Origin of the sequence: Paeniglutamicibacter kerguelensis (genome assembly GCF_017876535.1) — a bacterium.
In the GTDB taxonomy this organism is placed as follows: Bacteria; Actinomycetota; Actinomycetes; order Actinomycetales; family Micrococcaceae; genus Paeniglutamicibacter; species Paeniglutamicibacter kerguelensis.
On the sequence record NZ_JAGIOF010000004.1, the window covers coordinates 411,954 to 432,223 of the forward strand.

Here is a 20,270-nt window from a genome sequence, read left to right on the forward strand (position 1 = left end):
CTTCCTGGCACCGGGCGTCGTGCTTCCGGTTCCCCGGAACTAGGCCGCGACGAGCTCGGTTGCCCCCAACACGCCGTCGCGCATGGTGGCCACCGCGTCGGTGAGCGAGATGAACTCGGTGTCGTGCGTGACCATCACGGTGGCCACGGCGAACTCCCGGGTCACCTGGGCCAGCAGGCGCACGATCGACTCGCTGCGTTCGTGGTCAAGGGCGGCCGTCGGCTCGTCGATCAGTAGCACCTTGGGCTGGCCCATCAGCGCGCGGGCGATGTTCACGCGCTGGCGCTGGCCGCCGGAAAGCTGGTGCGGGCGCTTCTTGGCGCTGTCGGCGAGACCCACCACGTCCAGCAGTTCCAGGGCGCGGGCCTTGGCTTCCTTCAACGGCTTGCCGCGCAGGTGGTCGGAGACCATGAGCTGCTCGGCGGACGTGAGCGAGGCCAGCAGGTTGGGCTGCTGGAAAATGATGCCCACCGTTTCGCGGCGCAGTGTTGTCATTTCCTTGTCGTTCAGGTCGCTGGCGGTGGTCCCGTCGATGATGACCAGGCCGTGGGTGGGGCGGATCAGCGTTGCGGCGGCCACCAGCAGCGAGGACTTGCCGGAGCCCGACGGGCCGATGAGCGAGAGCATTTCGCCCGCGCCCACGGCGAGGTTCACGGAGTCCAGCGCCTTGATGGTTTCCTGGCCATCCGGGTACTCGAGTGTCACGTCGATCAATTGCAGGGCCTTGGCGCCGGTGGCGCTGTCGCTGTCGCTGGTGTAGGAGGTCATGGTGCGCTGTGTCCTTTCAGACGGGAAAGATAGGGAGGGCGCGGGGCCGGGAGGGAGGCTCGGAAATCAGTTTCCGCCGAGGGCGATGAGCGCATCGACCTTGGTCACTCGGGAAACGGCGAGCGCTGCCCCGGCCAGGCCCAGGACGACGACGCCAACTATCGGCACCAGCGTGGTGGCCGGGCTGATCATGAACGGCGCCGCCTTGGCGGCGAAGCTGCCGCCGATGAATCCGATGCCGCCGCCGACGCCCGCGCCCAGCAGCAGCACGATGCCGGCCTGGGTCATCGCATCGCGGAGCACGTAGTTCCCGGAGGCACCCAGGGCCTTGAGCACTGCGATGTCGCGGGTGCGCTGTACGGTCCAGACCGTCAGGAACGCCACGATCACCAGGGCCGAGATGCCGTAGAGGAAGGCCTGCATCATCAGCAGCGATCCGTTTTCGCTCTTGTAGGAGCCCAGTGCGGCGAAGGAGCCGGTGCGGGTGGTGCTCACCGTGTTGGCCGCGGCGTTGGCTGCGTCCTGGTCAACCGTTGCCCCCGGTTCGTTGGTCACGGCGATGACGGTGCCGACCTGCGTGGTTTCACCCAGGTGGGCGAGCTTCGCCCAGGAGTCCAGGGCGGTGTAGACGACCGAGGTGTGCGAGTACCAGCTGTCCGCCGCGATCCCGCTCACCTTGAGGTCGACGCCGGCCATGGAAACGGTGTCGCCGATGCTCAGTGACAGGTCCTTCGCCACGGATTCACCGATGACGGCCTCGCCCTCCGAGACAGGCAGCGGCGCCAATCCGCTGCCCGCCGGAACACCGAAGACCGCAACGTTGGTGGTGCCCGTGCTTGTGTCGGATCCGGCGGCGCCGCCCTGGAATCGGGTCTGGCTGATGCCCAGCGGCTCGGCCGAGGCCACGCCCGGCTGCTTCTTCCAGGCGTCGACCTGCTCGTTGGTCACCTGGCTTTCGGTGAAGGAGGCCTTGGGGGCGTTGCCCGTGGCCGCGCCGAAGGCGACGTTGTCGACCAGTTGGTTCGCGGAGCCCAGGTTCTTCAGCGCCGAGGTGGACTGGTCTCCCAGGCCCGCGGTCAGCCCCGAGAGCATGACAAGCAGGAGGGAAATGAGGGCAACGACCCCGCCCATGAGGGCAAAGCGGCCCTTGGCGAAGCGGATGTCGCGGATGGCGAGAAACACGTGGGAGGTTCACTTTCGGTGGATGATCGGGGCTCCTGCCACAGGCACGATCCCCCTTCTTATCTCCCATCCTCCGTTTTCGGGTCCACCCGCACATCAACCATTTGGTCGATTGGTGTCAACTATTCCGGCTCGTCCCCGCGCACCCAGGACATGTAGCGTCGCAGCGAGCGCTCCACGATGACGTGCGCGTCCCCGGGCAGTTCCCCGAACGCGGAATACAGGCGGTCGAAGTCCAGGGGCAGCACCGTGTCCAGGATGCGCTGGATTGCCCGTTCGGGCAGCGGAATGTTGTTCACGAAGCTGCGCATGGAGTTCACAGACTTCCTGTCCGCCCCGACCCCGAGCGTGTCCCCGGTCAGCAGCGCGCCCTGGCCGGCATTTCCCGCGGGCCAGTGGAGCACGCTGCTGCCCGCAAAGTGCCCTCCGCACTGGTGCATCACCAAGCCCGGCAGCAATTCGAGTTCCCCTTCCCAGAGTCGAATCACCGCATCGGGTCGGCGTATCCACTCCCTGTCCGCGCGCGCCACGTATACGGGCGCCCGCCCGAACCGGTGGCTGTATTGGATCGAGGAGCCGGTCAGGTGAGGGTGGCTTGAGGCGATGGCGGCGACCCCGCCAAGCGCCTCGATCCGGGCGGCTCCGGCCTCGTCGATGAATCCCGGCGGCTCCCACAGGACATTGCCGTGCGGCGTGCAGACCAGCCGCCCGCGCTGTCCGATGCCCAGTTCCGGCTCCGTGGTGATTGAGTAAAGGTCGGGTTCCAGCTCCCGGACAACCAGACGGAAGCCGCGTGCTTCGAGTTCGTCGCGGGTGGTCCAGGACTGTCCACTCCGGGGCACGAATTGGCGTTCGTCGCTGCAGATTTCGCAGCTGCTGGGCGGGCGGGGCGCATCGGCGTGCTCGATGGCGCAGGTGGAACAGCTGAAGATGGTCACGGTGTTTCCATTTTCGTCGGGGTGCGGGCGGTCGGCAACATCCTACAAACCTCAACAACGGTTGCGGTCAAGCCGCCGCCCGGTGTTCGCGTCACAAACGCGAACACCGGGTGCGACTTGGTACTTTGTGGCAGGACTAGTCCTGCGAACGCCCCCTGATGTCGGTGATGATGCCGGAGAAATCCCTCCCGGCACCGCCCTCGTCGGCGAACTTCCGGTAGATCTGCGCGGCCAGCGGGCCCAGCTGCGCGGCGACGCCCGTATGCTCAAGCGCGTTGAGCGCCAGCCCGAGGTCCTTGGCCATGAGCGCCCCGGCAAATCCGGGGGTGTAGTCGCGGTTGGCCGGGGAGGTCGGAACAGGTCCGGGGACGGGGCAGTTGGTGGTGACCGACCAGCACTGCCCGGACGCCGTGGAGATCACGTCGAAGAGCGCCTGGTGGCTCAGCCCGAGCTTCTCGCCGAGCACGAAGGCCTCCGCGGCACCGATCATGGAGATGCCAAGCAGCATGTTGTTGCAGACCTTCGCCGCCTGCCCCGCGCCATGCCCGCCGCAGTGGACAAGCTTCCTGCCCATGACCTCAAGCAGCGGCATGATGTGCTCCAGGTCCGCGTCCTCGGCGCCGATCATGAACGTCAGGGTCCCCGCCTCGGCGCCGACCACCCCGCCGGACACCGGGGCGTCGGCCGATCGGTGCCCGGCGGCCAGCGCGAGTTCCGCGGCCTCGCGGGCCTGGGCCACGTCGATCGTCGAGCAATCCAGGAACATGGTGTTGGCGGGCGCGCTTTCCAGCAGCCCTGGCCCGTCGACCCCGCGGTAGGCGTCGAGCAGGATCTCCCCGGAGGGGAACATCGTCAGCACGATCTCGGCCCCGGTGGCCGCCTCGACCGCGGTGTCCACGCACGGAACCCCGGCGCCCCTCGCGGCTTCCACGGCCGCGGGCACCACGTCGAATCCGACGACGTCGAATCCGGCCTTGATGAGGTTCACGGCCATCGGCTCGCCCATGTGGCCGAGGCCCAGGAATGCAATGCGGCCGGAATCCGAGGGGCTTGTCTCTGTCATGGTGTCCTCCACTTTCAATCGATCGCGTCGCTGAGGGCGCTTGGGCCGAGCTTCAATTCATGGTCGCCGAGCGGCGCAAAGAACCCCGCGACAAGTTCGTCGCCGACCTCCGACGGCGTTGCGGGCTGCCATGCCGGCTCGTAGTCCTTGTCGATGACCTGCGCCCGGATGCCCTCGGGGAAGTCCGCGGATTCAAGGAAGCGCAAGCCCACACGGTATTCCTGCCCGAGGGCGGCCTCCAGCGAACCCAGCGCCGTGGCGCGGCGCAGCGATTCGAGGGTGACGGCCAGGGCCGTGGGCGACTTCCCGGCCAGGGTTTCGGCCGTCCTTGCCGCATCGATGTTGCCGTCCGCCGCCAGTTCCCGCAGACGGGCCACGATGTCCTGCACCCGCGGCCGGCCGTAGGACTCGTCCAGCCAGGGCCGCCAAGCGGCCAGCGCCGATTCCGGCGCGGGCCGGATGAAGTCCGGAAGAACCTCGTCGACGGGGGTGGTTTCGAGGGCCTCGAAGAGCGCCGCGGACCTGCCCGAATCGATAAGGTGGTCCGCCAGCCCCAGGTAGATGGCCTCGGCAGCACCCAGGTGTGCGCCGGTGAGCGCCGCGTGGACGCCGCTTTGGCCCGGCGCGCGGGAGAGCAGGTAGGTTCCCCCGACGTCCGGGACAAAGCCGATCGTCGTTTCCGGCATGCCGCTGCGGGTTCGTTCGGTGACCAGGCGGTGGCTACCGTGGGCCGAGATCCCCACGCCCCCGCCGAGGACCAGCCCGTCCATGTAGGCGATGTAGGGCTTGGGATAGGAGTTGATCAGCGCGTTGAGCCGGTATTCGACCTCCCAGAACCCGGCCGTTTCACCGCCGCCGGAAAGCAGGTCGCGGTAGATCGCGACGATGTCCCCGCCGGCGCACAGCCCGCGCTCCCCCGCCCCCCGCACCAGCACCTGTGACACCGACGGGTCGGTCGCCCAGGCGGAGAGCCGCTCAAGCATGGCCTCGACCATGGCGCGGTTCAATGCGTTCACCGCCCGGGGCCGGTTCAGCGTGACCAGGCCCAGGCTGCCGCGGACCTCGAAGATGACTTCAGGTTCATTCATGGGGGCTGTCAGCTTCCCGCCGGCATGATGAAGCTGGCGCCCTCGCGGATGCCCGAGGGCCAGCGCGTCGTGACGGTCTTGGTCTTGGTGTAGAAACGGAATGCGTCCGCGCCGTGCTGGTTCAGGTCCCCGAAGCCGGAGGCCTTCCAGCCGCCGAAGGTGTAGTAGGCGATGGGCACGGGAATGGGGACGTTCACCCCGACCATGCCCACCTGCACCCGGGAGGAGAAGTTCTGCGCAGTGTCCCCGTCGCGGGTGAAGATCGAGACGCCGTTGCCGAACTCGTGCTCGGAGGGAAGCCGCAGCGCTTCCTCGTAGTCCTTGGCCCGGACCACGCACAGCACGGGACCGAAGATTTCTTCCTTGTAGATCCGCATATCGTCGGTGACATGGTCGAACAAGGTCGGGCCCACCCAGTAGCCACCCTCGTGGCCCGGCACGCTGAGCCCGCGACCGTCGACCAGCAGCGAGGCACCCTCCTCGACGCCCGTCTGGATGTAGTTCTCGATGCGTTCCTTGGCGATTTGCGCCACGACGGGGCCGAAGTCGGCGTTTTCGTCCATGCCGTCGCCCACCTTCAGCTGCGCGATGCGTTCGGTGAGCTTGGCGACCAGGGCGTCGGCGGTTTCGTCGCCGACCGGGATGGCCACCGAGATCGCCATGCAGCGTTCGCCCGCGGACCCGTAGCCGGCACCCATCAGGGCGTCGGCAACCATCTCCAGGTCCGCGTCGGGCATGATGACCATGTGGTTCTTGGCTCCGCCGAAGCACTGGGCGCGCTTGCCGTGCGCCGCCGCGGTGGCGTAGATGCTCTGGGCGATGGGGGTGGATCCCACGAAGCCGACGGCCTTGACGCGCGGGTCTTCCAGCAGCGCGTCGACGGCCTCCTTGTCCCCGTTGACGACGTTGAAGATGCCGTCGGGCAGGCCCGCCTCGGTGAAGAGCTCGGCCAGGCGCAGCGGGACGGAAGGGTCGCGCTCGGAGGGCTTGAGGATGAAGGCGTTGCCTGCGGCGATGGCAGGCCCGGCCTTCCACAACGGGATCATCGCGGGGAAGTTGAACGGCGTGATCCCCGCAACCACGCCGAGCGGCTGGCGCATGGAATGAATGTCGATGCCCGTGCCCGCGCTGTCGGAGAATTCGCCCTTGAGCAGGTGCGGGGCAGCCGCGCAGAATTCGACAACCTCGAGTCCGCGCTGGATGTCACCCTTGGAATCGGCGAAGGTCTTGCCGTGTTCGCTGGTGAGCAAGGCGGCGAGCTCATCCATGTTCTCGTAGACCAGGTCCACGAACTTGTTCAGGATGCGGGCCCTGCGCTGCGGGTTGGTGGCCTCCCACTCGACCTGCGCGGCCTCGGCCACCGTGATCGCGTCGCGCACCTCCTGCGCGGAGGCAAGGGGAAGACGCGACTGCACGGTGCCGGTCGACGGGTTGTAAACGTCCGAAAAACGCCCCGAGGCACCGGTTACATGGGCACCGCCCACGTAATGAGTAAGTTCACGGGTCATGAGGTTGTTGCTCCTTCGCAAAACGCCTAGCCACAGCCGCGCCCTGTGATGCGCGCCACTCGATAGACAAAAATGTACTCGGACTTCCTACTAAATTGCTAGGTGTTGCCCGCCGGCTGCGCGTCCCCGCCCTTGGCCTTTCGGAAGCGGGCAACCCGCCGCACGGCAAAGCCGGACCCGGGAATCGGGCTTGCAAACCTGACCGCCGGAGCCAGAGTTGATAGGTTGGAGAGGTGAAGATTGCTACTTGGAACGTGAACTCCCTTCGTGCCCGCGCCGATCGCGTCGAGGACTGGCTCCGCCGCTCCGACGTCGATGTCTTGGCCATCCAGGAAACCAAATGCAAGGACGAGAATTTCCCGTGGGAATTGTTTGAAAACAACGACTACGAGGTGGCCCACTTTGGCCTCAGCCAGTGGAACGGCGTGGCCATCGCATCGCGCGTGGGGCTTGACGATGTGCAGCGCACCTTCACCGACCAGCCGGCGTTCGGCAAGGGCGGCAAGGACCCCGTCCAAGAGGCCCGCGCCATCGCTGCGACCTGCGGCGGCGTGAGAATCTGGAGCCTCTACGTCCCGAACGGCCGGGCATTGGAGGACGAGCACATGCCCTATAAGCTCTCCTGGCTCGACACCCTGAACAAGCAGGCCGCCGGCTGGATCGCCGAGAACCCCGAGGCCCAGGTCGCGTTGATGGGCGACTGGAACATCGCCCCGCGGGACGAGGACGTCTGGGACATCGACTTCTTCCGGGACAACAACATGACCCACGTTACGGCCCCGGAACGCGCCGCCTTCGAGGCGTTCATCGAGACGGGCTTCGTCGAGGTGGTCCGCCCGTACACCGACACCCCGAAGACCTACACTTACTGGGACTACACCCAGCTGCGCTTCCCCAAGAACGAAGGCATGCGCATCGACTTCACCCTCGCCTCCCCCGCCCTGGCCGCACGGGTTACCGGGGCGAGCATCGACCGCGAAGAGCGCAAGGGCAAGGGCGCGTCGGACCACACCCCCGTCATCGTGGAGCTGGACTAGGAATGCAACAGGTCAACGGAGGAAACCGACGGGCCCTTCCGCCGACCTCCTACCTGCGCGTCTACGAACCGCTGAGCGCGTTCTCCGACGAAGACCAGCTGCTGATCACCGGCACACGGCACGGCGACCGTGAAACGCTGGAGGACGAAACGGCCTCCAACGCACTCAAGCGACTCACCCGACAGCTTTCCGACCCCTTCCCGCACCAGCACCACGAGGTGTTTCGCAAGCTGAGCATCACCGGCTGGGACGGGGCGCCCCACACACTGTATTGCCCCGACCAGCTGGCAACGCGGGCCATCCTGGCATCGGAACAACTCGACGGCTCGATGCGCCCGCAATTGCTTGAATTGCTGGTTCCCAACGCGGCGCGCGCGGCGAACGCGTTGCGCGTCGACGAGCAGCAATTCACCGACGACCTTGCGCACCTGCACACCCGCACGGCAACCTGGGGCATCCCCTTTGGCTGGTTTGTGCTGGTGCACGAGGACGACGAGTATGAGGTCATCGAGGACGAGGAAGAGCTGCTTTCCAGCAGGATCTACACGCCGTTGCACCAGGCCCTGAACCGGGCGCGCTATGCGGCGGCAACCCTGGCGATCCATGCCCCGGAGATGGACCTGCTTGACGAACTCACCGCCCTGAGCGAATGGCTGCTGCTCTTCGACAAGGATTCGATGGTCGAACTCGACTACGGCCGCATCGCGGCACTGGTGTGGCCCGACGACTCCCCGCATGACCTGCGCCTGGGCATCGAATCCCTGGCCGACTCAGACATGGCGGGTGCAGCCGCCGCCTATCGCCGGCTTTCAAACCGCTGGCTAGCGGTGCGGCAGCTCGCACGCGCGAACTAGGAACCGCGCCTCCCGGACCACTGGGCAGACCGCAGGCGTTGGTAGGCTCTAGGCGTGTCATTGATTCCAGCAATCCTCCTCTTTGCCCTGTATTTTTACCTGCGTCGCAAGGACCGGCGGATGCTGCGCAACGGGGTGGTGCTGGTTGCCGCATGCTACTTCGCCCTGACCGCCCTCAGCAGTCTCCTGGCCGCATGGTTCCCGGGATTCTCGATGGTTTTCCTGGTGCTGCTGGCCCTGGTCCCGTTGGCAATCATGGTGCTGGCGGCGACGTTGATCCGCAACGGCGTGGTGATGATGCGTTCCGAGGGCCGGAGCCTGGGCAATCTCATGTCGCTTGCCTTGGGCTTGCTGCTGATCGCATTGCCCATCCTCGCCGCAGTCCTGGTCTTTAGCATGAAGGCATGGGCGATCGGCCTGGCCGCGCTACTCTTCTTCCTGTGCAGCTATTTCGGCGTGGTCTTTGTCGTTTTCCTTTCCTACGCCATCGCCTACGGCCGGATGCCGGGCCTGCACAAACCGGCGGGAATCGTGGTGCTGGGTTCCCGGTTGCTGGACGGCCAGGTCCCGCCGTTGCTGCGCAGCCGCCTGGACCGTGCGCTTGAAATCTACAGGTCGACCACGCCGCGGCCGGTGATGATTCCCTCCGGCGGCCAGGGGCACGACGAATCCCGCGCTGAGGGCACGGCCATGGCCGAATACCTGCTCGGGGCCGGAGTCGTCCCGGCCGACATATTGGTCGAAGACAAGGCCGTGAACACCGAGGAAAACCTGCGGTTGTCATCCGAACTTTTTGCCGCGTCGGGCCGTTCCGGGGCGCTTGTTGCGGTAACCAACAACTACCACGTGCTGCGCGCCGCACTATTGGCCCGAAGTCTGAAATTGGACGCAGAAGTGGTCGGCGCCCCGACCGCCAGATACTACCTTCCGAGCGCGTTCCTGCGGGAATTCGTGGCGGTGCTGGTTGAGCACAAATGGCTGCACCTGATCCTCTGCATCCCCTTTGTCGCCTTCACCGCGATGCTCATCATGGCCATGTTGGCCCAAGGCTGAGTCGCCCGGGCATCCCCGCCGACGGTCACTGGACCCGTTCGCTGCGCGCAAACCGCGATCTTGCCCCGGCCGCCAGATAGACAACAACCGGGCCCCGGGCACCCATCAATTCCTGCGTCGCCCGTGCCGCGTCGATGATTTCACGCCCCAGTCGCCCAGGTTCCACGCCCTTGCGCGGCTGCACCTTGATTTTCAGGCCGGGCACGGGAACCCGCTCCCAGATGCTCACACTGATGGAAACGACGTCGGCGCGGTGGCCCAGCATGGCACGAATCGCCTGCTCCACCGCCTCGCCCGATATTTCCACCCGGCCGGGCATTGGCTCGTCGTCGAAGTAGGCGCTGACGTATTCATTGGTGCGTCCCCGGCCCTGGACGGAAATCCACCAGATCATGAGCAGGATGACAACAAGCAACAGTGCTGCCACGATGATCCACAGCCAGGAGTCCTTCTGCCCGGAAAGCGTGGTGGCCAGCAGAAGCCGCTGGAAGTCTCCGCCAAATGTTTCGGCCTGGCCCTGCCACCCGCGGGCATAGTCGGGCATCGTGGCGATGAGCAGCAGCTGGATGCCCAGGGCCAGTAAAAACACCCCGAAGATCCCGATCAGGATCCGGTTGAGCAGTCGCGGCGTCTGGTTCACTGTCCGATCACCCCGCTTTCGGCAATCCGTACGCTGATGTGCGGCGTCGGCTCCACGGCGTTGATCCGCAATTCATCCTCCAAGCCCGCCACGATCGCCGAGGGGCCCAGAGGGGTCCCGGACGTCGGGCGCACTTGCACGTCGATTTGTTCGCCCTTGACCACCACCAGAACCTGCCCCGGGCCGACCGCGGCTTCCAGTCGGGCCCTGCGCGCCAAGGTCGCGGCAAGCACTTGGTCGTCCATGATCAACACGGCATCTTCGCACCGCATCGAGTGCTTCGCCAAACGGCCCCTTCTGAATGCATGTGCAAGGAAAAGCACACCGAGAAACACGCTTGCCAACCCCGCCAACGCCACGACAACTGGATCCACGATTCCGGGCAGGGTCGCAATCCAGCGCCACCAGATTTCGGGCATGGCCAGAAGGGGCTTTTGGCCGATGGCCTTGAGCACCGCTTCAAAAAGTGCGTAGATGCCAACGAGCATGACCAGGCTGGCGATCACGATTGCCGCCGGCGAACGGCCACTGGTCAGTTCGCGTTCGCGGATTTTCGCATATTCCTCAAGGGTCATGGGGATTCCTTGGGGTGCGCATTCACCACGCCGGTGATACGGACGTCCACCCTGCTCACCACGGCTCCGGTCAGTTCCGTGAATTTCTCACCCAGCAATGTGCGTTGTGCCCGCGCCCTGTCCATCAGCGAACCGGTGGTCCGGCCCGCAACCGCCACGATGGGCAAGGGCAAGTTGATTCCCAACGCCAGGAATCCCGCGTCGTCCCTCATGAACACCCGAACCAGATAGGGGTCAACGCCGAATAGGTCGCCTGCGACTACCCTAGCGGTACTGTTCAGTGCCTGCGCGCTCACCCTTGTGTATCCGGGACGCAGTTCGGACTTTTGACGCGGAGCTACTTCTTCGACACGGGCATTCATGACGAGGATCGCCGACCTGTCAGGGCGTCCCTCAATGCTCGAATGTCCAAACGTCCTTCCAGGACACGTGCGACAAGGGCCCCAACGGCCATGAACAACGCCATGAACAAAAATCCGCCAAAACCATATGAAAGTGCAGCCCACGCCAGGACTGCCCCTAAAAGTGCACCAATCAATGTCGGTTTCATTCGTGTTCCACCCGCCTTGGCTCATGTTGCTTGGCCGTGCGTTCGTCCGGGACGGGGATGTGCACGTCACCAATCTCGATGTTCACTTCGATGACCTGCAACCCGGTGAGTTCCTGCACTGCGGCAAAAACCGACTCACGTACCTTCGAGGCCAGTTCGTGCAACGGAACGCCGAAGCTGGCGGTAAGCACGATATCGATGGCTACTTGCGTCGTCCCGACTTCCACACTGACCCCGTGGGCAGGTTCGTAAGTTGAGCCAACGGCGTCGCGGATCGCCCCCAGCGCACGCGAGGTTCCAAGCCCCAGCGCATGCACGCCGGGAATATCGCGTGCGGCTCCTGCCGCGACCTTGGCGATGGCCAAATCCGTTAACTTGGTTGTTCCACTAGCTCCCGCTGGCTGCGCACCACGCAGCGGTAGGTCGTGGTCGAGTGGTTCAACCATGTTTGCGCTCCTCACGGTCATCCGGTTGCCTATCCCCAGCCTACAACCGAATGTGATCCGCGTCGCAAGATGGGTGCTCGGCAAGAATTGGGGGGCTGACGTTGCTCATATAGATGCCTATATATAGGAACAAAATGGGGCGCAGTGTCGCGAAAGCCGGCCGGCGATCCCGGGATCGGCGCGGAAGGGATTTTCGGCGCGAGCTTCCAGAGCCAGGTAAATCGAAATCCCGGCAGCCTTCACGGTGGCGCTCCCGGATTCCGGCGCGACTAGTTAAAGCAAAAACCCCCTTGTTTCCAAGGGGGTTTTAGATGGTGGCTCCGACCGGCGTCGATCCGGTGACCTTTCGATTTTCAGTCGAACGCTCTACCAACTGAGCTACAGAGCCTGGCATCATCAGGCTAGATGATCACCCGATCTTCCGGCGAACCAGAAAATCAAAGCGACCCTGACGGGACTTGAACCCGCGACCTCCGCCGTGACAGGGCGGCGCGCTAACCAACTGCGCTACAGGGCCTTACTTGCGAAGTCTCCCTCGCTCACAAGACAAGAACTCTACCAGAGCTTTTCGCTCTTGTAAAATCCGCATTTCATGCGTACCCCCAACGGGATTCGAACCCGTGCCGCTGCCGTGAAAGGGCAGTGTCCTAGGCCGCTAGACGATGGGGGCCAGGAACCTCTGCGTTGAATTTCTTCGCCGCAGCGGACTCCAATAACTATAGAGGTAAAAATCCGATCGCGCAAAACGAGAGTTCCTTGTGGGCCAAAAAACCATGAAAACCCCGACAACTCAAGGATTTTCACGTCAATCAACCCCTCCGGCTCCACATGGGGCCTACGGATAGAGTTCAAATCATGGCATTCGAAATGACTGACGATGAATTTGAACAGCTCACCGAACAGGCCTTGGATGAAATCCCGGACAACCTCCTGGCCCTGATGGACAACGTCGTCATTTTCATCGAGGACTCCTACACCCCGATGCCCGGCGAGGCCCCGGACACCAAATTGCTGGGCCTCTACGAAGGAACCTCCCTGACGGACCGGGACGGAGGATGGGACGCGGGGGCCCTTCCCGATCGAATCACCATTTACAAGGACGCGATCCTGGAGATCTGCTCATCTGAAAAACAGGTTGTCGAGGAAGTGGGAATCACCGTCGTCCACGAAATCGCCCACCACTTCGGAATCGACGATCAGCGTCTCCATGAGCTCGGCTGGGGCTGAATCGCATTAAATCCGAAAAAAATTTTTGTGATCCGCGCCCCACCTGACAATTCAGCGCATACCCCCACATGAGACCACGATTCGCAAAATGGAGAAGGTCACGAAACGATCACGAAAATTGTACTGTTCGAGACCTTTTCGAGATCTAAACCTCGACAAGCGCCCAATTCGTCTTGCATGATCGTTATGCATTCGTTGCATTAGCCACCCCACCACTCCTACTTCTTGGGGAAGTAACTCAACCCGTGACCAAGAACGATCGGCGACTCAGCAGGCCCATGCTGCTAATAGGGTTCGCCCGGCCACGATTCCAAAACCCGGTTGTGTTGCAAGGCAGTTAGGGAAATCCATGTCAATTCTTAAACACATGGTCATTGCGACCAGCACCGCGCTCGTAGCCAGTTCCGTACTGGCGTCCGCCGCAACGGCGGCCCCTGCACCAACACCGTCAGTGGCGTCCACAGAGACCTCGATCGATTCCGCGATCAATCCAAAATTGATCGAAAACATCACCGCAAGCTTGGCTGTTGCCTCAATTTCGCCGGCCAAATCCGCAAAATCACTAGACTCCGAAATAGCCCGGATCGACATTGCGCTTCAGAACGCCGAAGCCGCCGCGCTTGAAGCCGCCGGGAACGTTGTTGTTGCCGGCGAAGTGGCCGCGCAGGCCAAAACAGACACCGCATCACTGTCCGGCACCTCGCTTTCCAAGTTCGCTACCAGTTCAGCCGAACTCGATCGGCAAAAGGCCACTGAGCTCTCCGCCTCAGCGCAGTCGCTGTACTCGCAGGCCGATAAGCAGTTGACCGCCAAGCGCACGGAACTTATAGCCGCCTCCGCGAAAGCACACAACACATCCGTAGCCGTTGAAACCGCCCGCCTGCAGAAGGAATCGGAAAGCCGCGGCGAAGCAGAACTCATGGCCGCATTGGCGGAGTCCGAATCCACGGTTCCCGATCCTGTTAATGACCCGCGCCTCGACCCGGAAACCCTTGACAAAGCCGCCATGTCGACCGGCGCCCTGGGCGCTGCGTCCATTGCTGGGTCAACAGTCAAGCTCCCAACCGCGATTTCCCGCGCGAAGCGCATCGATACCTCGATCAAGTGGGCCAAAAAGGTGGCGGGCAACAACAAGTACAAGTACCGCTATGGCGCCCGTGGCCCGATGTACTTCGATTGCTCCGGCTTCACCGGCAAGGCATTTTCCACGGGTGGCAAGAAGCTGCAGCGATCCTCGGGATCCCAGTACAAGGCAGCACCCAAGAAGGTCAAGCTCTCAAAAATGCAGAAGGGCGACCTGGTCTTCTGGAGCTCCAACAGCGGCCGGTCCTTCTACCATGTAGCCATTTACATTGGCGGCGGCAAGATCGCTCATGCACGCAACCCAAGCGCCGGTATTTCCGTAAACAACCTGAACTATGCAGGAATGAGAAATATCTACAAGTACGCGGGACGCTACTAAGAAATTATCCCGTACGCCTCTACGCAATTCCGTTTGGCAGAACCAAGGCCGCGCTGACTCCGGATCATCCACGTCAGCGCGGCCTTCGCATGCCCGGAATAGTTTTCAAAATGCCATGCCCAAGCTTCGAATAATTACACTGCTGTAATTGCTGTTACTTGTGAGACTGATGTTGCCAGTGGGAATGGATATCCCATATGGTGCTAAAGAGAAGCAGCGATCAGGCCGTATTTTCAGGCCGTTTTTCCCGCGTATGTCGGGAGATTCTTCAGCGGATCGCCGCGGTAAGGAACACACGGCATGGTTTTCCGGGAAACCCTGGGCGTGACCGCCTGCGCAATCGCGCTGACTGTCACCTGCCTCACTGGTGCAATTCCAGCGACAGCGGCATCGGCATCGCCCCTGAGCGGCATCATGCTTCCGTTCGAACCCGGCCCTGCCGAATCACCCCTGCCGACCAAGGCCCAGTTGCAGGCGGCCAAGTCCAATCCGGAACAGCTCCGGGCCATGGTGGACCAACTTGAAGCCACCATTGAGCAAGCACGCTCGCGGCTCGTAAACGCCGAGGCCCTGGCCCTTGACGCACAAGATGGCCTGCTGGCCGCCGACGAATTGCTTCAAGAACGCGCCCGGACCGCCACGGAAGCACGTTCCGAGGCTGAAAAGGCCTCGGAGTATCTGGATTCAAGCAAGAAAAACGTGGGGGCGCTCGCCTCCGACCTCTACCGCAATGGCGGAATCAACCCCGGTGTGGTCAACCTGCTCGACAGCGATGACGACAGTGACGTCCTTTACAAGGCATCAACCATGGGCGCGTTGAGCGCAAACCGTGCGCGCACCGTAAGCACCGCGGAAGAAGCCGTCGCCCTGTGGAAGGCGTGGCAGGATTATGCAGATGCGGCGGAAACCGCTGCGAACGAAGCCACCGCGGCCCAGCTGGCCGCAGCAGGCAAAGCCTCCTCCACCATGTCAACCTACGAGGGCTCAATTGCCCCGCAGGAAAAGCTCCGCTCCGAACTCATCGACCAGCTGGCATTCCTGCGTGATGTCGATGCCAAGGAAGAAGCTGCACGAATCGCGGCCAAGGAAGAAGCGGCCGAGTCGGCACGTCTGCAGGAGCTGATCGACAACACCCCACCGGCTCCGCCTGTCCGGGAAAATTCCAGCGAACCTGCGGACATCAAACCCCTGGCCACTCCGCCGAAGGTTCCTACGGAACGGCCGCAGGGCGATTCGCTGGTTCCCAAGCCAACAAAACCCAAGCCGCCCGAGAACATTGCCGTTGTCCCCGAACCGGAAGACCCGCCGGTAAAACCCGAACCGACGCCGGAAGCGCCGAAGCCGACGCCCACGCCGGAAAAGCCCAAGCCGACACCGGAAGCGCCAAAGCCAAAGCCGACGCCCACGCCGGAAAAGCCCAAGCCGACCCCGACACCGACGCCGGAGAAGCCCAAACCACCGGTGGATGAGGTGGTTCCCCCCTCGTCGAACAGCTTCAACGCCGCCATCTCCTGGGCGCAGGTGATCGCAAACGACGATTCCAAGGGTTACAAGTTGGGTGCGAACGGGCCGGACCTCTACGACTGCTCGAGCTACACGGGAGCAGCCTTCGCCAAGTCCGGCGTTTACCTGCCCCGCACCTCGTCGCAACAGTACGCCGCGGCCCCCAAAAAGGTGCCGTTGAGCCAGCTTCGCCGCGGCGACCTCGTGTTCTCTTCGAGCAACGGCGGCAGCTCGTTTTATCACGTGGCCATCTACCTTGGGAATGGCCAGGTCATCCATGCGCGGAACCCCTCCAGCGGAATTTCGGTGACCCCCTTGTCGTGGGTCAACAACATTCATCCGTACGCAGGCCGCTACTAGTCAGCTCGCCACCGGCCCTTAGCGTTAAGTGAAGTCGGCTGCACCGGAATTTACCGGTGCAGCCGACTTCACTTTTGTTTTCCAGGCGGTTTCGCTTCGTCCCGTCGAGCCCGGGAGCCACCGGCCCCGTGGGGTCTACAGCCCGTTGGCCCTGTCCTCGAACTGCTGGCGGGTTTCCAGACGCGGGTCTTTCCCATCCGGAACGACCATCACGGGGCCCTTTGAGTGGTGCAAAACGCCCTGGCTGGTGGATCCCAGCAGCATGCCGGCGAATCCGCCGCGTCCACGCGAACCGGTCACCAACAGTCGCGCGGTCTGCGATTCGCGAATCAGGATCTCAACCGGAGAGCCCTCGATGACATCGGTCTCGATCTTCAGCTCGGGGAAGTAGCTTTGCAGCCAGGCCTTGCCGATTCCCATTTGATGGCGCACGTCCGCAGTGACGGCTTCCTGGTCGACCGTCGCAGGCATCCAAGCCAATGCGCCGCTGACCGGAGCCAAGGCGCAAACAATGCGCATGGACAACCCGCGGGAAGCTGCCATTTCGGCTGCAACCAACACGGCCAAGCGAGCACGGTCGGAACCGTCCACGCCCACGACAATCCTGTCCTGGATTTCCGGGTCGTCTTCGGGGCGTTTGGCGACACAGAGTGGCACAACAACCGTTGGGCACTTGGCATGGGCCGGAAGCGCGCTGGAAACCGACCCGAGCAGACGTCCGACGAAACCGCCGCGCCCGCGGGTGCCGACCACAATGAGTTCGGCTTGGCGGCTGAGGTCCAGCAGGACACCCGAGGGATCCCCCGATTCGATGTAGGTACGAACCGTCAGGCCTTCCTCGGTGATGGCCGCCCTGGCTTGCCGGACGACTTCTTCTGCACCGTTGCGAATCAGCTGGTCGTCCAATGTGGCATAGCCCGCATCCATGGAGGAAGCAGCGAATACCGGGATCGTGTAGGCGGTGACAATGTTCAGGATGCTGCCACGCCGCTTGGCTTCCTGGGCCGCCCATTTCAGTGCGCACAGTCCCTGGTCCGAACCGTCGACGCCAACGACGATTCCCTCGATGACCTCGGTGTCTTCTTGAGGCACGGATTTTTCGCTCATCGTCTTCACTCCTACGTGTCACGGCCTGAGACAACACGGGTTTTCCCGTGCGGGGCCCGTATCTTCCATTGTTCACCACAGTGTGACGTGGGTCTATCCACAGTTGCGTGTGGCTCAATTCTCGACAGAACTTTCGCCTAAAGGCTTAATGCCGAACTATAATTCCCCCATGCCCAAACAGGATCACTCCCTCACTTTCAAGACGGAAGTTTCACGTCTTGACCGTTATTTCAAAGTCACCGAGCGTGGCTCCAACTACTCGCGAGAAATCCGTGGCGGCTTTGCCACGTTCTTTGCCATGAGTTACATCGTGGTCCTCAACCCGCTAATCCTGGCCGGTGCCGATGCCAATGGCAACGAGCTTGGTTTCTCCCGGGTGGCCGCCGTGACGGCACTGGTGGCAGGCATCATGACCATCCTGATGGGCGCTTGGGCCCGCCACCCGTTCGCAATGGCAACAGGGCTCGGCGTCAACGCTTTCGTCGCGATCACCGTGGCCACAAACCCCTCGCTCACTTGGCCTGATGTCATGGGCCTAGTCGTTATTTCCGGTATCACCATGTTGATTTTGGTGCTGACCGGATTCCGCACCGCGGTCTTCAACGCCGTTCCGTCGAGCCTCAAGACAGCGATCGTGGTCGGCATCGGCATGTTCATCGCCCTGATTGGCTTGGTCAATGCCGGGTTCGTGCGACGCATCCCTGATGCCGCGGGCACCACCGTCCCGGTGGGCCTGGGCTCCGACGGCACGCTGGCCGGATGGCCGATCCTGGTGTTCGTCTTTGGCCTGCTGCTCACCATCGCCCTGGTGGTTCGCAAGGTCAAGGGAGCGATCCTCATCGGCATCGTGGCATCGGCCATCCTTGCAAACATCCTCGAAATCGTCTTCAAGATCGGCCCGTCATTCGACGCAGCCACCGGAAACGTCAACCCGCAGGGCTGGTCCCTGGTCGTCCCGTCGCTGCCCGAGTGGAAGGCGCCCGACCTTTCCCTGCTGGGCCAGGTCAATGTCTTCGGCGCCTTCGAGCACCTCGGCGTGACGGCGGCCCTGCTGCTGGCCTTCGTCATCCTGCTCTCGATCTTCTTCGACGCCATGGGCACCATGGTGGGCCTGGCCAACGAGGCCGGCACCGTTGACAAGGACGGCAATATCCCGGACGTGGACAAGGTCCTGCTGGTGGACGCTCTCGGCGCCATTGTCGGCGGCGCCGCTTCGACCTCTTCCAACCAGATCTATGTTGAATCCGGTGCCGGCATCGGCGAGGGTGCGCGCACCGGTCTGGCCTCCATCGTGACCGGCCTGCTGTTCATCGCCGCGATGTTCCTGACCCCGCTGATCTACCTGGTGCCGTTCGAGGCCGTCGCCCCGGCCCTGGTGGTCGTCGGTTTCATGATGGTTTCCCAGGTCGGCAAGATCGACTGGAACGACTGGGGCGTCGCCATTCCGTCGTTCCTCACCTTTGTCCTGATGCCGTTCACCTACTCGATCGCCAACGGCATCGGCGCCGGCTTCATTGTCTTCGTCTTCATCCGCGCGATCCAGGGCCGCGCCCGCGAGGTGCACCCGCTGATGTGGGTCGTTGCCGGGGCGTTCGTGCTCTTCTTCGGCATCGGCGTGATCGAGCAGGCCGTGGGCATCTAGCCCGGCCGGGCCATGCAGGCCGGGGACCGCGCGGTCCCGTTCCACTCCCGCAGACGGGGGTGGAACGGGGCGGCAGGCCCCGGCCTTGCCGTTTAACCGGCAAGGCCGGCTGCGGCCTGGCGCACGCGCAGTTTCCACAGCGAGGTGATCTCCGCCGAGCGTTCGGCGTGGAACGGATCGGTGGTGTCCGCGCTGCGGCCGTGGGTCGGGACAGTGTCCGCGCGCCCGGCGACTTCCAGCCCCGCGGTGTCGATCCACCCAAGCAGCTCCTCGCGGCTGCGCAACCCGAGGCGTTCGGCCAGGTCGGAAATGACAAGCCAGCCTTCGCCGCCCGGACTCAGGTGGCCGGGCAGCCCGTTGAGGAATTCGCGCAGCATGCGCGACTTGGGGTCATAGACCGCGTAGTCGAGCAGCGTCTGCGGCGTGCCGGGCAGCCATGGCGGGTTGCAGACGACCAGCGAGGCACGCCCTTCCGGGAACATGTCACACACTATGGCCTTGGCCCGGTCGTCCAGACCCAGCTCCGCAAAGGTCGCCCGGGCGCAGGCCACCGCGCGTTCCTGAGAGTCGGTGCCGATCACCTCGGCCACCCCGCGCTTGGCCAGGATCGCCGCCAGCACACCCGTTCCGGTGCCGATGTCGAAGGCGCGGTCCATGCCGGGAAGCTCAGCCTCGGCCACCAGGTCCAGGTATTCCCCGCGAACCGGGGCGAAGGTCCCGTAGTGCGGGTGGATCTTCGCCCCGAGCGCAGGCACCTGCAGGCCGGTAGACCGCCACTGCTGGGCGCCGATGGCGCCGAGCAGCTCCTGCAGGGTGACAAGCGTCGTTTCGCCGACCGCGCCGAAGGCGTTCACCCAGGCCTCTGCGATGTCCGGTGCCCGGCGCAAAGCCACTACGGGCCCGGGTTCGACGGGGACCAGCAGCATCGAAAGCATGCGGGAGCGCTGCGTGCGGGCCTGGCGGTACTTGTAGAAGCGTTCGGCGGTGCTTGCCGATTCGGCCTTGCGCTTTGGCTTGCCGGCATCGGGCGCGCGCCGTCCCATGGCGCTGAGCAGCTGGCGGGCGTTGTGGTAGTCGCCGGTCCAGAGCATTCCGATGCCCTGCGATGCCATCTTGTGGGCGTCGTGGGCCGTGAGGGTGTCATCGACAGGAACGATGCGCGCCGGCGGCTTGGCCCCGCTGGAGGAAGACCAGAGTGCGGTACGGGTTTGGCCGTCCTGTTCCCAGGAAACAAGTGTTGGCGTCTTCATGGGGTTCGGGGGTGCTC

Annotated in this window: 20 protein-coding genes and 3 tRNA genes; 7 read left to right on the plus strand and 16 right to left on the minus strand. The window is 63.7% G+C overall.

Going from position 1 to position 20,270, the window contains the following annotated elements:
- Positions 1-39: 39 nt before the first annotated feature.
- From JOF47_RS21190 to JOF47_RS21215, 6 genes are all read right to left on the minus strand, one after another.
- Positions 40-768 (minus strand): ABC transporter ATP-binding protein, encoded by a 729-nt coding sequence (locus tag JOF47_RS21190; RefSeq protein WP_210002632.1) that lies wholly within the window; start codon positions 766-768, stop codon positions 40-42.
- A 66-nt stretch (positions 769-834) separates the two neighbouring features.
- Complete coding sequence (locus JOF47_RS21195; RefSeq protein WP_210002633.1) at positions 835-1,950, minus strand: ABC transporter permease; 1,116 nt, start codon at positions 1,948-1,950, stop codon at positions 835-837.
- 122 nt (positions 1,951-2,072) lie between these two features.
- Positions 2,073-2,888 (minus strand): hydrolase, encoded by an 816-nt coding sequence (locus JOF47_RS21200; protein ID WP_210002635.1) that lies wholly within the window; start codon positions 2,886-2,888, stop codon positions 2,073-2,075.
- A gap of 136 nt (positions 2,889-3,024) precedes the next feature.
- On the minus strand, positions 3,025-3,951 hold the full coding sequence (mmsB, locus tag JOF47_RS21205; protein WP_210002637.1) for a 3-hydroxyisobutyrate dehydrogenase: 927 nt from the start codon (positions 3,949-3,951) through the stop codon (positions 3,025-3,027).
- A 14-nt stretch (positions 3,952-3,965) separates the two neighbouring features.
- Positions 3,966-5,039 (minus strand): enoyl-CoA hydratase/isomerase family protein, encoded by a 1,074-nt coding sequence (locus JOF47_RS21210; RefSeq protein WP_210002639.1) that lies wholly within the window; start codon positions 5,037-5,039, stop codon positions 3,966-3,968.
- Between the two features lie 8 nt (positions 5,040-5,047).
- A complete protein-coding gene (locus JOF47_RS21215; protein WP_210002641.1) occupies positions 5,048-6,547 on the minus strand; it encodes a CoA-acylating methylmalonate-semialdehyde dehydrogenase in 1,500 nt (499 codons plus the stop codon).
- A 233-nt stretch (positions 6,548-6,780) separates the two neighbouring features.
- Between JOF47_RS21215 and JOF47_RS21220 the strand changes: the two genes are divergently transcribed.
- Genes JOF47_RS21220 through JOF47_RS21230 form a run of 3 tightly spaced genes read left to right on the plus strand, consistent with a single transcriptional unit; the run spans position 6,781 to position 9,491 of the window.
- Positions 6,781-7,584: an exodeoxyribonuclease III gene (locus tag JOF47_RS21220; RefSeq protein ID WP_210002643.1), complete on the plus strand. Its 804-nt coding sequence runs from the start codon at positions 6,781-6,783 to the stop codon at positions 7,582-7,584.
- A gap of 2 nt (positions 7,585-7,586) precedes the next feature.
- Entirely contained in the window at positions 7,587-8,438 is an 852-nt protein-coding gene (locus JOF47_RS21225) for a DUF8083 family protein (protein WP_210002645.1), read from the plus strand.
- A 54-nt stretch (positions 8,439-8,492) separates the two neighbouring features.
- Positions 8,493-9,491, plus strand: a complete 999-nt coding sequence (locus tag JOF47_RS21230) for a YdcF family protein (protein WP_342592890.1) — start codon at positions 8,493-8,495, stop codon at positions 9,489-9,491.
- Positions 9,492-9,516: 25 nt separating this feature from the next.
- On the opposite strand, the gene JOF47_RS21235 is transcribed toward JOF47_RS21230, so the two are convergent.
- The 8 genes from JOF47_RS21235 to JOF47_RS21270 all read right to left on the minus strand — a co-directional run bounded on the left by JOF47_RS21235 (position 9,517) and on the right by JOF47_RS21270 (position 12,372).
- Positions 9,517-10,131, minus strand: coding sequence for a hypothetical protein (locus tag JOF47_RS21235; RefSeq protein WP_210002648.1), 615 nt, complete (start codon positions 10,129-10,131; stop codon positions 9,517-9,519).
- Positions 10,128-10,706, minus strand: a complete 579-nt coding sequence (locus tag JOF47_RS21240) for a hypothetical protein (RefSeq protein WP_210002650.1) — start codon at positions 10,704-10,706, stop codon at positions 10,128-10,130. Before JOF47_RS21240 ends, JOF47_RS21235 begins: the two co-directional genes overlap by 4 nt.
- Positions 10,703-11,002 (minus strand): hypothetical protein, encoded by a 300-nt coding sequence (locus JOF47_RS21245; protein WP_210002652.1) that lies wholly within the window; start codon positions 11,000-11,002, stop codon positions 10,703-10,705. Before JOF47_RS21245 ends, JOF47_RS21240 begins: the two co-directional genes overlap by 4 nt.
- A 62-nt stretch (positions 11,003-11,064) precedes the next feature.
- Positions 11,065-11,256, minus strand: coding sequence for a DUF2273 domain-containing protein (locus JOF47_RS21250; protein WP_210002654.1), 192 nt, complete (start codon positions 11,254-11,256; stop codon positions 11,065-11,067).
- Positions 11,253-11,702, minus strand: a complete 450-nt coding sequence (locus JOF47_RS21255; protein ID WP_210002655.1) for an Asp23/Gls24 family envelope stress response protein — start codon at positions 11,700-11,702, stop codon at positions 11,253-11,255. The genes JOF47_RS21250 and JOF47_RS21255 overlap by 4 nt, the downstream gene beginning before the upstream one ends.
- A gap of 312 nt (positions 11,703-12,014) precedes the next feature.
- Positions 12,015-12,090, minus strand: a tRNA-Phe gene (locus tag JOF47_RS21260).
- A gap of 55 nt (positions 12,091-12,145) precedes the next feature.
- A tRNA-Asp gene (locus JOF47_RS21265) sits at positions 12,146-12,219 on the minus strand.
- Positions 12,220-12,299: 80 nt separating this feature from the next.
- A tRNA-Glu gene (locus tag JOF47_RS21270) sits at positions 12,300-12,372 on the minus strand.
- Between the two features lie 185 nt (positions 12,373-12,557).
- Here JOF47_RS21270 and JOF47_RS21275 point away from each other — a divergent pair.
- The 3 genes from JOF47_RS21275 to JOF47_RS21285 all read left to right on the plus strand — a co-directional run bounded on the left by JOF47_RS21275 (position 12,558) and on the right by JOF47_RS21285 (position 16,254).
- On the plus strand, positions 12,558-12,929 hold the full coding sequence (locus tag JOF47_RS21275; protein WP_210002657.1) for a metallopeptidase family protein: 372 nt from the start codon (positions 12,558-12,560) through the stop codon (positions 12,927-12,929).
- Positions 12,930-13,278: 349 nt separating this feature from the next.
- Positions 13,279-14,391 carry a C40 family peptidase gene (locus JOF47_RS21280; protein ID WP_210002659.1) on the plus strand — a complete coding sequence of 371 codons (1,113 nt, stop codon included), beginning with the start codon at positions 13,279-13,281 and terminating at the stop codon, positions 14,389-14,391.
- Positions 14,392-14,691: 300 nt separating this feature from the next.
- Entirely contained in the window at positions 14,692-16,254 is a 1,563-nt protein-coding gene (locus tag JOF47_RS21285) for a C40 family peptidase (protein ID WP_210002661.1), read from the plus strand.
- A 135-nt stretch (positions 16,255-16,389) separates the two neighbouring features.
- On the opposite strand, the gene JOF47_RS21290 is transcribed toward JOF47_RS21285, so the two are convergent.
- Positions 16,390-17,361 (minus strand): universal stress protein, encoded by a 972-nt coding sequence (locus JOF47_RS21290; RefSeq protein WP_210002662.1) that lies wholly within the window; start codon positions 17,359-17,361, stop codon positions 16,390-16,392.
- 169 nt (positions 17,362-17,530) lie between these two features.
- Here JOF47_RS21290 and JOF47_RS21295 point away from each other — a divergent pair, with 169 nt between their 5' ends.
- Entirely contained in the window at positions 17,531-19,003 is a 1,473-nt protein-coding gene (locus tag JOF47_RS21295) for an NCS2 family permease (protein WP_210002664.1), read from the plus strand.
- Between the two features lie 92 nt (positions 19,004-19,095).
- Here JOF47_RS21295 and JOF47_RS21300 read toward each other — a convergent pair whose 3' ends face one another.
- Entirely contained in the window at positions 19,096-20,253 is a 1,158-nt protein-coding gene (locus JOF47_RS21300; protein WP_210002665.1) for a methyltransferase, read from the minus strand.
- Positions 20,254-20,270 lie beyond the last annotated feature (17 nt).

Excerpts from the sequence above, each read along its gene's own strand:
- JOF47_RS21280 (WP_210002659.1), top strand. The coding sequence starts at position 13,279 with ATGTCAATTCTTAAACACATGGTCATTGCGACCAGCACCGCGCTCGTA.
- JOF47_RS21290 (WP_210002662.1), bottom strand. The coding sequence starts at position 17,361 with ATGAGCGAAAAATCCGTGCCTCAAGAAGACACCGAGGTCATCGAGGGA.
- mmsB (WP_210002637.1), bottom strand. The coding sequence starts at position 3,951 with ATGACAGAGACAAGCCCCTCGGATTCCGGCCGCATTGCATTCCTGGGC.
- JOF47_RS21275 (WP_210002657.1), top strand. The coding sequence starts at position 12,558 with ATGGCATTCGAAATGACTGACGATGAATTTGAACAGCTCACCGAACAG.
- JOF47_RS21210 (WP_210002639.1), bottom strand. The coding sequence starts at position 5,039 with ATGAATGAACCTGAAGTCATCTTCGAGGTCCGCGGCAGCCTGGGCCTG.
- JOF47_RS21255 (WP_210002655.1), bottom strand. The coding sequence starts at position 11,702 with ATGGTTGAACCACTCGACCACGACCTACCGCTGCGTGGTGCGCAGCCA.
- JOF47_RS21190 (WP_210002632.1), bottom strand. The coding sequence starts at position 768 with ATGACCTCCTACACCAGCGACAGCGACAGCGCCACCGGCGCCAAGGCC.
- JOF47_RS21250 (WP_210002654.1), bottom strand. The coding sequence starts at position 11,256 with ATGAAACCGACATTGATTGGTGCACTTTTAGGGGCAGTCCTGGCGTGG.
- JOF47_RS21215 (WP_210002641.1), bottom strand. The coding sequence starts at position 6,547 with ATGACCCGTGAACTTACTCATTACGTGGGCGGTGCCCATGTAACCGGT.
- JOF47_RS21240 (WP_210002650.1), bottom strand. The coding sequence starts at position 10,706 with ATGACCCTTGAGGAATATGCGAAAATCCGCGAACGCGAACTGACCAGT.
- JOF47_RS21295 (WP_210002664.1), top strand. The coding sequence starts at position 17,531 with ATGCCCAAACAGGATCACTCCCTCACTTTCAAGACGGAAGTTTCACGT.
- JOF47_RS21225 (WP_210002645.1), top strand. The coding sequence starts at position 7,587 with ATGCAACAGGTCAACGGAGGAAACCGACGGGCCCTTCCGCCGACCTCC.
- JOF47_RS21285 (WP_210002661.1), top strand. The coding sequence starts at position 14,692 with ATGGTTTTCCGGGAAACCCTGGGCGTGACCGCCTGCGCAATCGCGCTG.
- JOF47_RS21300 (WP_210002665.1), bottom strand. The coding sequence starts at position 20,253 with ATGAAGACGCCAACACTTGTTTCCTGGGAACAGGACGGCCAAACCCGT.